The organism is Salininema proteolyticum (assembly GCF_042685645.1).
GTDB lineage: Bacteria > Actinomycetota > Actinomycetes > Mycobacteriales > Micromonosporaceae > Salininema > Salininema proteolyticum.
The window spans coordinates 3,553,730-3,565,973 of sequence record NZ_JBHUNX010000001.1 but is presented as its reverse complement, the minus strand read 5'-3'; the positions used below and the strand labels follow the sequence as shown (position 1 = coordinate 3,565,973).

10 protein-coding genes are annotated in these 12,244 nt (G+C 72.7%); 1 reads left to right on the top strand and 9 read right to left on the bottom strand.

What is annotated here, in order from left to right:
- Window positions 1-36: 36 nt before the first annotated feature.
- On the top strand, window positions 37-840 hold the full coding sequence (locus tag ACFTE1_RS16560; RefSeq protein ID WP_380621717.1) for an alpha/beta hydrolase: 804 nt from the start codon (window positions 37-39) through the stop codon (window positions 838-840).
- A gap of 25 nt (window positions 841-865) precedes the next feature.
- Here ACFTE1_RS16560 and ACFTE1_RS16555 read toward each other — a convergent pair whose 3' ends face one another.
- The 9 genes from ACFTE1_RS16555 to ACFTE1_RS16515 all read right to left on the bottom strand — a co-directional run bounded on the left by ACFTE1_RS16555 (window position 866) and on the right by ACFTE1_RS16515 (window position 12,105).
- Window positions 866-2,143 carry an MFS transporter gene (locus tag ACFTE1_RS16555; protein WP_380621556.1) on the bottom strand — a complete coding sequence of 426 codons (1,278 nt, stop codon included), beginning with the start codon at window positions 2,141-2,143 and terminating at the stop codon, window positions 866-868.
- Window positions 2,143-2,940, bottom strand: coding sequence for a transporter substrate-binding domain-containing protein (locus tag ACFTE1_RS16550; protein ID WP_380621553.1), 798 nt, complete (start codon window positions 2,938-2,940; stop codon window positions 2,143-2,145). The genes ACFTE1_RS16555 and ACFTE1_RS16550 overlap by 1 nt, the downstream gene beginning before the upstream one ends.
- Before the next feature lie 10 nt (window positions 2,941-2,950).
- Complete coding sequence (locus ACFTE1_RS16545) at window positions 2,951-4,291, bottom strand: hypothetical protein (protein WP_380621551.1); 1,341 nt, start codon at window positions 4,289-4,291, stop codon at window positions 2,951-2,953.
- A complete protein-coding gene (locus ACFTE1_RS16540) occupies window positions 4,288-4,857 on the bottom strand; it encodes an FHA domain-containing protein (RefSeq protein ID WP_380621549.1) in 570 nt (189 codons plus the stop codon). The genes ACFTE1_RS16545 and ACFTE1_RS16540 overlap by 4 nt, the downstream gene beginning before the upstream one ends.
- 13 nt (window positions 4,858-4,870) lie before the next feature.
- Window positions 4,871-6,262, bottom strand: coding sequence for a VWA domain-containing protein (locus ACFTE1_RS16535; RefSeq protein WP_380621546.1), 1,392 nt, complete (start codon window positions 6,260-6,262; stop codon window positions 4,871-4,873).
- Window positions 6,259-7,116, bottom strand: coding sequence for a PP2C family protein-serine/threonine phosphatase (locus tag ACFTE1_RS16530; RefSeq protein WP_380621715.1), 858 nt, complete (start codon window positions 7,114-7,116; stop codon window positions 6,259-6,261). The genes ACFTE1_RS16535 and ACFTE1_RS16530 overlap by 4 nt, the downstream gene beginning before the upstream one ends.
- A complete protein-coding gene (locus tag ACFTE1_RS16525; protein WP_380621544.1) occupies window positions 7,116-9,446 on the bottom strand; it encodes a tetratricopeptide repeat protein in 2,331 nt (776 codons plus the stop codon). Before ACFTE1_RS16525 ends, ACFTE1_RS16530 begins: the two co-directional genes overlap by 1 nt.
- Window positions 9,447-10,613, bottom strand: coding sequence for a hypothetical protein (locus ACFTE1_RS16520; protein WP_380621542.1), 1,167 nt, complete (start codon window positions 10,611-10,613; stop codon window positions 9,447-9,449). It lies immediately after the preceding gene.
- A gap of 166 nt (window positions 10,614-10,779) precedes the next feature.
- Window positions 10,780-12,105, bottom strand: coding sequence for a protein kinase domain-containing protein (locus tag ACFTE1_RS16515; protein WP_380621540.1), 1,326 nt, complete (start codon window positions 12,103-12,105; stop codon window positions 10,780-10,782).
- Between the last annotated feature and the right edge of the window lie 139 nt (window positions 12,106-12,244).

Genomic DNA, 12,244 nt, shown 5'->3' with positions numbered 1-12,244 from the left:
GCGAGCGGGCCTCATGTGAGTCGACCCACCGTTACCATTGCAGACGTGGCAGTAATACGTTCTTCCAGTCTTCTCCCCGCCCGGCGCGAGGCGGTCACCCTGCAGACGGCCGACGGGCTCGACCTCGTCGGCGAGCTCTCCCTCCCGCTCGACCGCGAGCCGGTGGCGACCCTCGTCCTACTCCACCCGCTGCCGACGCACGGCGGCATGATGGACTCCCACGTCTACCGCAAGGCCGCCTGGCGCCTCCCGGCCCTGGCCGACATCGCCGTGCTGCGCTTCAACTCGCGCGGCACCGAGTCCCAGCAGGGCAAGAGCGAGGGCGAGTTCGACGACGCCGAGGGCGAGCGCTTCGACGTGGCCGCGGCCGTCGAGTTCGCCGAGTTCCGCGGCCTGCCGAACCTGTGGATCGTCGGCTGGTCCTTCGGCACCGACCTGGCGTTGAAGTACGGCCACGAGCCGGGCGTCTCCGGCCTCGTCCTGCTGTCCCCGCCGCTTCGGTACACGACGGACGAGGAACTGAAGCGCTGGAGCGAGGACGGCCGTCCGATCCGCGCCATAGTGCCCGAGCACGACGACTACCTGAAGCCGGACGAGGCCCGCGAGCGCTTCTCGGTCGTCCCGCAGGCCGAGGTCGTGGCGATGGAGGGCGGCAAGCACCTCTGGGTCGGCCAGGCCGAGGAGGTCCTCGACAAGATCGTCGAGCGCGTCGCCCCGGAGAGGGCCCCGCTCCCGACGACGTGGGACGGTCCGATGGAGAAGGGCGACACCTCCGCGTACAAGAACAAGACCGTCGCCGCCTACGGCGGGTTCCTCCCGAAACCCGAGAAGGACTCCTGACCGGGACCTTTACCGAACCGGGCCCCTAGCGGCGCGCGGCGGCCGAGTCGTCCGCTCCGCCGCGCGGCCCGGGCAGGGCGATCGCCTCGGTCCGGCGGGGCGCCGCCGCCACGCCGACGGCGGTGAGCGCCAGCGCCCCGGTGATGACTCCGGAGAGCACCGTCGGACCTGTGTCCAAGGGGATCAGTCCTATCGCGGCGGCGGGGGCCAGGGCGAAGGCGACGAACCCGGCCGACTGGTACCCCAGCGACGTCCCCGTGTAGCGCAGCCGCTCGGGGAAGAGCGAGAGCGTGAACCCCGCCAAGGGCGCGTGGACCGCGGCGTGGGCGAGCAGCGCGACGACGGTGGCGGCCACGGTCGCGTCGACGCGACCGAGATCCGTCAGCGGGAAGAAGGCCCACGACCAGGCGGCGACGGCCGCCGCGCCGGCGAGGACGACCTTTCCGGGACCGACCCGGTCGGACAGGCGGCCGAGGACGGGGACGGCCACGATCTGGAACGCCGCGCCCGTCAGCACGGCGGCGATCGCGAGAGCCCGGCTCTCCAGGTGGAACAGCAGGTACACGACGAAGACGCCGAAGGCCGTGTCCGCGCCGAGCCGGGCGAGGAACGCCGAGAGCGACGCGCGCCGCCCCGTGCGCCATACGGCCGCGACGGGGTTGAACGCGCGCGGCGGATGCGGCCGTCCGCCGTCGCGGAGCGCGTAGCGGAGCCAGATGCCCAGCAGCGCGGGCGCGGCCGAGAGCAGGAACGGCAGCCGCCACGCCCAGACGTCGTAGGAGTCGGGGAGCAGCAGCTTCGTCGCCGTCGTGAGTCCCAGGGCGAGTAGCGTCCCGGAGGGCAGTCCGATCTGGACCCAGGAGGTCGAGCGTCCGCGCCCGCCTCGCGGCCCGAGGGAGTCGTGCAGGCAGACCAGGCCGCCCCAGAGGCCTCCGAGCGCGATCCCCTGCGCCAGGCGGAGGAGGGCCAGGAGGACGGGGGCTCCGGCCCCGATGGTCGCGTGGGCCGGGACCAGTCCGATGAGGAACGTCGCCACCCCCGAGGTGATCAGCGCCAGGGATAGGGCGTCGGCGGTCGTCGTCCGGTCGCCCCGGTACCCGAACAGGGCGGCGCCGAGCGGACAGGCGACGAGCCCGAGGGCGTAGACGCCGGCCAGCGCGACGGGCGAGGCGCCGGAGAGGGACGGGAAGAAGACGTCGTCGAACACCAGCACCGCGGCGGCGGCGAAGAGGATCAGGTCGTACCAGGCGAGGGCTGCGGCGGCGGTCCCGGCGAGGCGGGCGGTACGGGGCTTGGCGGGCATCAGAAGCATCCTTCGAACTGGGGCACGGGCATGTCCTCGACGTCCAGGCCGGTGCGGCCGAACCAGCGCAGCAGCATCTCCTCCATCCGGCCGCTGGTGTACAGGTGCGTGATCGCCCGGTTGATCTCCTCGCAGGCCGCCACGTCGTCCCTGCGCAGCCCGATGCCGACCCGTTCCTCGGAGTAGGGCGCGCCGACGATCCGGACGGGGAAGTCGGCCGTGGACCGCAGCCCGGTGAGGATGAAGATGTCGGTCGTCAGCGCGTCGGCCCGCCCGTCGGCGAGGTAGTCCATGCACTCGGGCGCCTCGTCGACCTCGATGGTCGTGACGGGGACGCGCTGCTCGGCGCGGATGCGCTGGAAGACGCTCGACCCCTTCGTCCCGCAGACGGTCTTGCCCTCCAAGTCGGACACCGAGCTGATCGAGTCGTCGCCCGCGCGCACCAGGATGTCGAAGTACTCGATGGCGTAGGGGCCGGCGAAGAGCACCTCCTGCTTGCGGTCGGGCGTGATCGAGTACGTCGCGACGGACATGTCCACCTTCCCCTGCAGGAGGAACGTCCGACGCTCGGTGAGGTCGACGGGCACGAACTCGTAGTCCTTGCCGAGATACTCGGCCACCGCCACGGCGACGTCCACTTCGAACCCCTCGACGCCGTCGCCGGCGTCCTCGCCGACCAGCGGGAGGTCGACGCGGATGCCGATGGTGAGGACGTCGGAGTCCAGCGCGCTCTCCTCCGGGGCGGCGCAGGCGGACAGCAGCAGGATCAGGGCGGCGGCCACGGTCGTCAGGCGCATGGGGTCCTCCTCAGGCGAACTCGCGCAGCCGGGGCACGAGGCCGGCCACGATGAAGGCGATGACGGACAGGAAGGCGGCCGGCAGCAGGAAGCCGAAGTCGGCCACGGCGCGCTCGCCGTCGGCCACGGCGTCGTCGAACCGCTGTGTGTGGGTCCGCATGAGCTCGTCGAGCCGGCCTTCGTAGGAGGCGTAGGCGGCCTGGACGTTCTTCAGCTCGTCGATGTCGCCGGAGTCGCGCATGGCGCGGTCGGCGTTCTGGAGGGTCCGGAAGATCGCGGCCATCTCCCGCGAGGGGCCGTCGCCGACCAGCGCGTCGCCCAGAAGGCCGTCCAGGCCGGCGATGTCGGTGCCCTTCACCCGCTCCTGGTAGGCGGAGAGGTTGTCGCTGTCGAGGTACGCCAGCGTCTGGGACTTGTCGTAGTAGGTCTGGGCGTGGATCTGGGCGCGGGCGGGGTCGACGAAGTACTTGATCTGGTCGCCGTAGGCGCTGTTGGACACGGCGCGGGCGCGTGCGAGGGCGAAGGCGGGGTCGAACGCCTCGACCTTCGCCTCGGTCAGGGCCTCCCGCTCGGAGGAGAGCACGATCTGCCCGGTCACCCCGTAGAGGAGGGTGAGCCCGGTGGCGAGGATGAGCCCGAGGTTGAGCACCCGGCGGAAGCGGCGGGCGGCGTGCAGCTGCAGCCACACGAGTCCGGCGAGCGCGGCGATGCTGGTGAGCGCCACAGTGATCCGGGAGAGCACGAGGGAGGAGTCGACGTCGTCGTAGGTGCGGCGGACGACCGTCCCGTTCTCCAGGGCCAGGTTGTAGGCGTAGGGGAGCAGCTGTCCGCTCATGACGTCCTCGGCCTCGCGATAGAGCTCCAGGACCGGGCCCGGCAGTTCTCCGGAGGGGTAGTCGCTGCGCTCGGCGAGGAAGACGGCGCGGGAGGCCAGCTCCTCGTAGTGGCCGTACAGTTCCATGATGGTCGCGACGGTCTCGCGCTGGGCCTCGTCGTCGCCGGCGAGGTCGTGCGCCTGCAGGAGGGCCTCGGTGACCTCGGCGCGGCGCTGTTCGAAGCGGGTGTGGGCGGTGTTGCGGCGGTGCTCGCCGACGTCCTTGTACAGCAGGAGCGTCGCCACCTGGATGTCGGCGTCGGACAGCGCGTAGTAGAGGTCGGCGGTGGCGATGACCTGCCGGCCCGCGCCGTGGCCGATGGTGTCGAGGGCGTCGGAGGAGCGCAGGGTGCCCGCGGCGAGGGTTCCGAACATGAGCGCCAGGAGGAGGACGCACACGGCGGTGCGCCCGGCGACGGAGGAGACGGTCCGCCGTTGGGGGCCTATGCGCAGGCGTGCGAGGACGGCGCGGCTCATGCTCCCTCCCTGAGCGCCAGGCGCAGGCCCGTCCACACTCCCAGGTGGACGGTGTCGGCGGGGGTGACGACCCGGGGCCGGTCGACGACCGTGCCGGCGAGGTAGGTGCTGTTGCGGGAGCCGAGGTCGGTGAGCACCCAGCGGGACTCGGCCAGGGCCAGGCGGGCGTGCCGGTGGGAGACGCCGGGGTCGGTGGAGAGGTCGACGTCGGCGTCGCCGCGGCCGTCGGAGTGGAGGCGTCCGATGATGAGCTCCTTCCGGGCGCAGGGGACGGTGCGGAGGGCGAAGTCGGAGGGGAAGGGGAGCCGCTCGGCCGCGTCCGGCGGGAGCCGGTCGTAGAGGGCGCGGTCGGCCCAGACGAGGACCTCCCAGTTGAGCGGGTCGTTCTCGTCGATGAAGGAGGCCAGGAGGAGGCGCCCGCACCGTCCGCAGTAGGGCCCGGAGCGGGCGGTCCCGCAGGCGGGGCACGGGTCGAGGTACTCCTGCGGGATGTCCTTGCGGCACCGGGAGCAGCGGACGGGGTCGGCGGAGACGTGTCCGTCGGGGCAGCGGACGTTCATGGGCATCCGGTCCGTTCCCTTAATCGCCGGAGGCTCTGCCGTCGGAGGTGCGGCTGTCGGCGGCCCGGCCGTCGGAGGCTCTGTCGTCGTCGGCCCGGCCGTCGTCCGCGCTCCGCGGGGAGGGGGCCGGCGCGGGCCCGGACCCGTCCCGGGAGCCCCCGGCGCCGCCCGGGTGCGGCGGCGGGGTGTCGACGTCGACGGTGAAGGTGTAGGCGTCCTCCCTCTCCGGATCGTCGAGCTGGACGGTCCGGGTGCGCCGGTCGATGGAGACGACCTTGCCCATCTTCGCGACCGTCTCGCCGATGCCGTGGGACTCGGCCGTCCGGTAGGCGTTCTGGTAGTGCTCCTGGGCGGTCTCGGCGTCGCCGCGTTCCAGGGCGGCGGTGGCCCTGTCCGTCTCCTCCTTGATGGTCGCCTGCGCCGTGTAGTAGGCGACCGAGTCGGGCAGCTGGGTGAACTGGTAGTCGCCGGTGACCTCGCGCATGACGTTGACCGCCTCGGACCGCTCGCCGCCGGAGGACACCGCGACGCTGGCCAGGCGCGATCGGGCTCCGGCGGTCCCCTTGGGGTACTGGAAGTTCAGCAGGTACTCGCGGGTCTCCTCTGACCACGGGCCCAGCCGCACGGTCCAGGTGCGGTTGGACTCGGAGTGGGCGGCGTCGAGGTCGAGCTGGTTGGGGATCATCTGGCGCACCCGGGAGAGCCGGACGGCCGTGGGGGTGGTGACGCGCAGTTCGGCCGATTCCACGGCCCGGTGCACGCTGTTGTGCGAGAGCTTCTCGAAATGCCCGGGCAGGTCGCCCAGGTCGCCGATGAAGTGGCGGGCGCCGTGGAAGGCCTCGGTCAGCTCTCCCAGCTGGGTCGGCGACCAGTCCACCCCGATCCCGACGGCGTCGCAGGTGAACCGGCCGCGGCACTGGGCGAGGTCGCGGCGGTAGGGGGCGGGCTCCTGGTTGGTCTGGCCGTCGGTCAGCAGGATGATGTGCCCGAGGGTGCCCGGGCGCGTGTCCAGCACCTCCGCGGCCTTGCGCAGCCAGCGGCCGGTGTAGGTGAGGCTGCCCAGCGGCATCGCCTCGATCGCGGCCATGGCCTCGGCCTTGCTCTCCGCGTCGGCGGGCGAGAGCTCGTCGGTGCGCGGGTAGATCGGGACGGCGATCTCCCCTCCGGCGAGCACCGCGAAGCGGGCGTCCTCCCGGAGCGTCTCCACCGCCGCGACGGCCGCGCGGCGTGCGGCGACGAACTTCTCCCCGGCCATGGACGGGGAGTGGTCGATGACGATGACGACCGAGCTGTCGCCCACGACGCCGCCCCCGGCCGAGCAGGAGACCGACAGGACGACGGCCATCTCCGTCGACAGCGGCGAGACGTTCGCGTTGTAGTCGGCTTGCAGTGCGAACACGGGATCGGTCATGGGCGTCCTCCATCGGGCGACAGGATCGGTCGGGCGGGTGCGGCCCGCACCGCCCCGCCGGACGGCGGCGGCGGAACGGGGACGGGGCAGAGGGCGACGCTGACGTCGTCGTAGCCCCCGGAATCGAGGGCGAACTCCAGCAGGGCGAGAACGGATCGCGACAGCGGCCCCGGGGAACCGGACAGGACCGAGCGCAGCCGCCCCGGCGTCTCGGCGTACTTCCACAGCCCGTCGGAGCAGACGGCGAGGAGGCCGTCCGCGCGGAACGAGAAGTGCTGGGCGACGGGAGAGGCGGTCGGGCCGGTCGACCCCAGCCAGGCGGTCAGGCGGCCCAGCGCGTCGGCGTCGTCGTGCGTGAGCACCTCCGCCTCCCCGTCGGAGGGAAGCCAGTACGCGCGCGAGTCCCCCGCCGAGCAGACCCACGCCTCGCGGCCCCGCGCGAGAACGGCGACGAACGTGCAGGAGGGGAGCGTCCCCATGTCCTCGGAGATCTCGACCAGCCGCAGCCGGGCCGACTCCCAGGCGGCCGCCAGTGCCTCGCCGGGCTCCACGGTCCCGGCCACCGCCAGCAGGACCTTGCGGGCCTCCCAGACCGCCAGCCGCGCCGCGCGCTCGGCGTCGGCGGTGGAGGAGACCCCGTCGCACAGTGCCATGAACGCCCAGGAATCCTTGCGCCCCACGGTGAACGCGTCCTGATTGACCTGGTGGGCGCGGCCCCGGTGCGAAACCCCGAACGGCCCCGCGTCGCTGCCCAGCGACCGGCGGTCCCAGGCGTCGGCCGACCGGTTGCCGCACTGGCGGCAATATCCCTCGCGGTCGACCTCCCCGCGGCAGAAACGGCACAGGGTCATCATCACCACCAAGTCCTCGGACGCACGGTATTGGCGAACGCCACCACCTGGTGGCGGTGGTCGCGCTCCATCTCGCGGCCCACCTCGCGCAGGACCGAGTCGTAGGCCAGCGCCACGTCGCGGCGGCGCAGCGGAACCCCCAGCAGCTCCTCGCCCGGCCGGTCGCCCTCGCGGTCCAGGAACTCCAGCGCCGCGCGCCAGATGTCGGCGCGGCACAGGCGCCGCCGCGAGGAGTCGAGGTGCCGCAGGTCGGCGAAGTGCGCCGCCGCGGCGGCCAGATCGTCCAGGCCCGGTTCGGTTCGGCGCGTGTAGAACACCGTCAGCGCCTCCCGGGCGGCGGTGAAATCGGACGACGACCCCGGGATCGCCTCCAGGGCCGCGATCCGCTCGTCGTCGTCGTGGCTCAGCCGCGCGGTCCCGAACGCCGCGGCGGTATAGGTCGGGTCGCTGCGCCACACGCGCACATAGCCCTCGACGGCCGCCCTGACGTCACCGCGCAGCTCCGCGCGGGCCGCACGGGCCATGATGGGCGCCAACTCTCCAGGAAGCCAGTGGCGCACCCGCTCCAGCAGCGGGTCGGCGCGCTCCTCCCCGAAGTCCAGCAAAGCCTCGTACCAGTCGCAACGCCAGTCATAACCCGGCCCCGCCGCCGTCGGATGCGGCGGCGCCGCGCTCCGCAGAGCCTCCAGCTCCTCCCGGACCGCCCGCCGGTCGGCCGTGCCGGCCTCGATCGACACGCGCACCCGGGCGAACCGCGCCTCCCGCGAGTCGGGCCGGTCCGCCGCCAGAGTGGTCACCGGGTCCAGGGCCCGGTCGGCCGGCAGCAGGTTCATCCAATCCAGCGCCGCGGCGGCCGGATCCGACTCCGCCGGACGCGGAACCGGAAGGAAGCGCACCATCTCCCCGACCGAACCCGCCTGCAGCAGACGGGACCGCACCGGCGAGATCCGCGTCCCGAACGTGTCTCGCGGCGGACGGAACGACCGCGAGCGCGCCGCGACCGGTTCGCGCTCGCGCGCCGAGTAGACCTGCCGCAGAACGCCCTCCATCTGGCCGGCCATCTCGCCGGCGGAGGCGAACTGGCGGGACCGGTCGACCGAGCAGGCGCGCCGCAGGAAGTAGAAGAGGGACGTGTCCACACCGGATGGACGCTCCGAGGGCAGCGGGTGCGCCAGGCTCCCCGAGGGGTCGGGCGTGTCGGCCCGCACGTCGAAGCCCGGCAGGGCCAGCGACGCCAGCGTGCGCCCCACCGTGAACAGGTCGTCCCACGCGTCCGGGCTCCGCGCGCCGACCTCCACCTCGGGGTGGCAGTACCCGGGCGTCACCTGGAAGCGGTCGTTGGCCGCCACCGACCCGCCCGTGTCCAGCGGCGCCCGCGCCGAGACCACCGCCGCGCCCAAATCGATCACCTTCACCGCCTTGTCCACCTGCATGACGTTGTCCGGCTTCAAGTCGCAGTAGACGATGCCGATGGAGTGCAGGTAGGAGAAGACGTCGAGCACCTCGAGCATCGCCCGCAGCGGGTCGAGCGGGGACGGCGTCCGGTCCGCCCCGGCGAAGACCGGGCGCAGCTGCCCCAGCGAATAGCCCGGCACGTACTCCTCCACCAGGTACCCCGACGGAGCGCGGGTACGGGGGTCGGAGTCCACCACGAAGTCGAGGATCGTCACGATCCCCGGATGGTCGACGGCCACCAGCAGCTGCTTCTCCCAGCGCATCTCCTCGACGGCCGCGGCGTCGCGGTCGTTGATCATCGCCTTGACCGCCACCAGGTTGTCGTCCAGGTTGGTGTCCGAGCACAGGTAGATCCAGCCCTTGCCGCCGTGCCCGAGGACGCCCCTCACCTCGTAGCGGTCGATCATGTCGCCCCCGGCCAGCGAGGGGGTGAAGTTGTAGCGGGTGCCGCAGTCGGTGCAGTAGCCCGAGACGCCCGGCAGGCGGCGCCGCTCGCGCCGCGACGGGCAGTGCTTGTTGGGGCAGAGGTGGAACGGCCGGGGCAGCACCGGGTCGTCCCACAGCGTCTGGGAGGGGTCGACCGGCGGAGCCGAGTGCAGCCGGCGATAGGGCGGACGGTGGTCCACGGTGGTGTCCTCGACGGAGGGCTGCGGGTGGCCCGACTCGTCGCACAGGCCGCCGGCCTCCACCGAGCCGGTGCAGCCGGGCACCCGGCACGGCACCCCGAGCGAGACCGAGGACTGCCGCGGCGGAGGCGGCCCGGGAGGGAACGGCGGGGGAGGGGCGGCGACGGAGGCGTCATGGCCGCAGACGACGCAGAAGCCGTCCTCGTCGATCGCGCCTCCGCAGTCCTCCCAGGAGCATCGAGGAGCGTCCATCTACTCTCCCCGGATCCTGCGGATGAACTCGGAGACCTTCTCCTCGGCGTCCTCCAGGTCGAGCGGCGCCGAGTACAGCTGCGTGTTCAACTCGTCCCAGCGGCGCGCCAGGTGCGGGTCGCGGTCCAGGCCCAGCCGTTCGGCCCGCGCCCAGTAGGCGGTGGCGTCGGCGCGCAGGCGCTCCCGCCAGTCCAGCAGGCCGGAGCGGGACGCGATCTGGAAGCGGACGTCCTCCACGGCCTCGGACACCGCCTGGCGCAGCGACAGCCAGTCGTCCAGGTTGTCCACCCAGTCGCCCTCGTTCAACGCGATCTGCGCGCGCTCGTCCTCCAACTCGGCGCAGTACGTGACCGGCTCGGGCGGACAGGGGTTGCCCACGCGGGCGCGCGCGTGGGCGTGGCGCTCGCCGAGGTCGCTCTCCAGGAGGCCGAGCATGGCCAGCTGCTGGCGGATCGTGTCGGGCGGGACCTCTTCGCCGTCGGACTCGCTGACCAGGAGAACGGCCTTGCGCAGGCCTTCGCAGCGCTCGGCGAGGCGTCGGCAGACGTCCTCCATCTCCGGTGCGGAGTCGCGCCAGGCGAGCGGGTCGGTCGTGATGGGCAGCGTCAGGCGGGCCACGTCGACCCACAGCTGCTCCAGGTAGTGCGAGGAGCGGTTGAGCAGGCGGGTCTCCAGCTGGGTGGCCTCGCGCATGAGGCGGTCGGCCTTCTGGCTCAGCTCGTTGGCCTCCGTGCGGTGCCCGTCGATCGTCCGCAGCGCCTCCCGGGCCTCGTTGCGCTTGGCGCGCACGAGGTCGGCGGCCTCGGTGAGGGTGAGCCGGAGGTCGTCCTCGTCGACCGGGTCGGCCACCCGGTTGACGACGACCTTGTCCTCCAGGCGGCGCAGGACTTCGGGGACCGCGCGGCGGGGGAGCCGGTCGCGGTTGTTGCGCATGTCGGCGATCTCCTGGACGGCCTCGTCGTAGGCGTCGAACTGGCGCCAGACGCGGTCGAGGAGTTCGCGGACCTCGTCGGCGCGCTGTTCGGTGGCGCCGCTGAGGGGGCTGAAGCTGAGGAAGGTCAGGACGGGCTCCTCCTCGGCCCGGATGAGGTCGGAGCGCAGGGCCTTGCGGTCCCGCAGCAGGGTGAGCAGCCGCTGTTCGGCGGTGAACCAGTCGTTTCCGTCCATGAACGACCTCCCGGGGGTAGGCGTGTACCGCCAGAATATCGTTCCAGTGCAAATGAATCAATGTCTTGATCGTGGGGCGGGCGCTGCCGTCCACTTCGGGGGAGGGGCGTGCGTCCGCGTTCGGGAACGCCCGGCGAGCCGCACCGGGTTTCGGGCTCCCGGCTCCTCAGTCGCAGCCGAGGAAGTCCGCGACGTCTCCGGGGAGGCTGCGCCGGCCGCAGTCGCCGCTCTGGATGAGCTCCCAGCCGCTGCGCGTCTCCTTCCACACCAGCGGGACCGGTGCGGGGGCCGATTCCTCCCGCGCCCCGGAGGCGCCGGCGCCTCCGGCGGGCCGGAACTCGGCGGTCACGTACTCGCCGCCGCCCCTGTCGCACAGGCGGTCGGCGACCGTTCCCTCGGGGAAGTCGCCGGGGAGCCGTTCGGCCAGGTCGCCGTTGGACGGGCACGTGCGCGGCGCGTCCTGGTTGGTGGTGGCGTAGGTGGCCAGGCCGACGCCACCGAGCAGGGCGCCGGTGAGCGCCAGCCCGGCGGTGCCGGTCGTGATCTTGCGCAGGCGCCGGCGCAGGCGGCCCGGCTCCTGCTTCGGTTCGTACAGTTCGAGGTCGGTAGAGGTGCTCACGGTGACCGGGCGCAGTCCGGTGCGGGGCAGCTGCGTCGAGGGAATCTCGGACGGGGCCACGCGTTGGGCCGGGATCGCGGAGACGTCCACGCCCGACAGGTTGGCCGCCAGGTCGAAGGCGGTCGGCCGGTGCTGCGGCTCCGGGGAGAGCGCGGCGGAGACGAGATCGGTGACGGCGGGGCTGACGCCGCGGATGGGTCCGACGGGGGCGGCTCGCACCAGCGGGTCGCAGACGCACTCGACGTCCGGCCGCGCCCACGGCAGGGTCCCGCCGAGGGCCGTGTATAGCACGGTGCCCAGGGCGTAGACGTCGGAGGCGGGCGAGGCGGCGACCTCTCCGGCCACCGCTGCGTCGAGGTGCTCCGGCGCGGTGTAGACGCTCGCCGGAAGCGGCCGCGCCAGCACCGGGGCCGTGTTGTCGTACCCGGTCAACTGGAGCATCTTATTGGCGCCCACCAGGATGAATCCGGGCTGGACGGCGCCGTGGATGAGGCCGTGGGAGTGGTAGTGGGCCAGCGCGTCGGCCAGGGCGACGCCGAAGGCGCGGACCTGCCCGGTCGGCAGCGGGCCCTCCTCGTCCAGGACGTCGTTGAGCGTCCGGCGCGTCGTCTGCAGCGCGAGGTAGGGGCGCCCGGACTCGGTGAGGCCGGCGGAGACGCAGTTGGCGAGGTGGGGGTGGGCGGTCGCGTTGGTCAGGCGGGAGACCCACTCGAGGAAGACCTCGCGGCGGGCCCCGTCGGTGCGCTCGTGTCCGACGGTGATGGTGAGCGGTGCGGAGTCCTCGGAGTGCTTTCCGCTGAAGACGCTGGCGACCGGATCACGGTGCAGCAGGCGATCCACGGCGGCAGCGCCGACGAGGCCGACAGAGGTCACGTGGCACCTCCCTTTTGCGCATTCTGACCAACTCGCGGGTATAAGTCCTAAATGTGAGGCTACCAAGTCTATGGGGCCGGGCCCCTCGGCGGTACGGCCGGGACGGGTGAATTTCTGCTCATGCCAACGGAACCTCGGA

Excerpts from the sequence above, each read along its gene's own strand:
- ACFTE1_RS16555 (WP_380621556.1), bottom strand. The coding sequence starts at position 2,143 with ATGCCCGCCAAGCCCCGTACCGCCCGCCTCGCCGGGACCGCCGCCGCA.
- ACFTE1_RS16540 (WP_380621549.1), bottom strand. The coding sequence starts at position 4,857 with ATGCCCATGAACGTCCGCTGCCCCGACGGACACGTCTCCGCCGACCCC.
- ACFTE1_RS16520 (WP_380621542.1), bottom strand. The coding sequence starts at position 10,613 with ATGGACGGAAACGACTGGTTCACCGCCGAACAGCGGCTGCTCACCCTG.
- ACFTE1_RS16525 (WP_380621544.1), bottom strand. The coding sequence starts at position 9,446 with ATGGACGCTCCTCGATGCTCCTGGGAGGACTGCGGAGGCGCGATCGAC.
- ACFTE1_RS16550 (WP_380621553.1), bottom strand. The coding sequence starts at position 2,940 with ATGCGCCTGACGACCGTGGCCGCCGCCCTGATCCTGCTGCTGTCCGCC.
- ACFTE1_RS16545 (WP_380621551.1), bottom strand. The coding sequence starts at position 4,291 with ATGAGCCGCGCCGTCCTCGCACGCCTGCGCATAGGCCCCCAACGGCGG.
- ACFTE1_RS16530 (WP_380621715.1), bottom strand. The coding sequence starts at position 7,116 with ATGATGACCCTGTGCCGTTTCTGCCGCGGGGAGGTCGACCGCGAGGGA.
- ACFTE1_RS16535 (WP_380621546.1), bottom strand. The coding sequence starts at position 6,262 with ATGACCGATCCCGTGTTCGCACTGCAAGCCGACTACAACGCGAACGTC.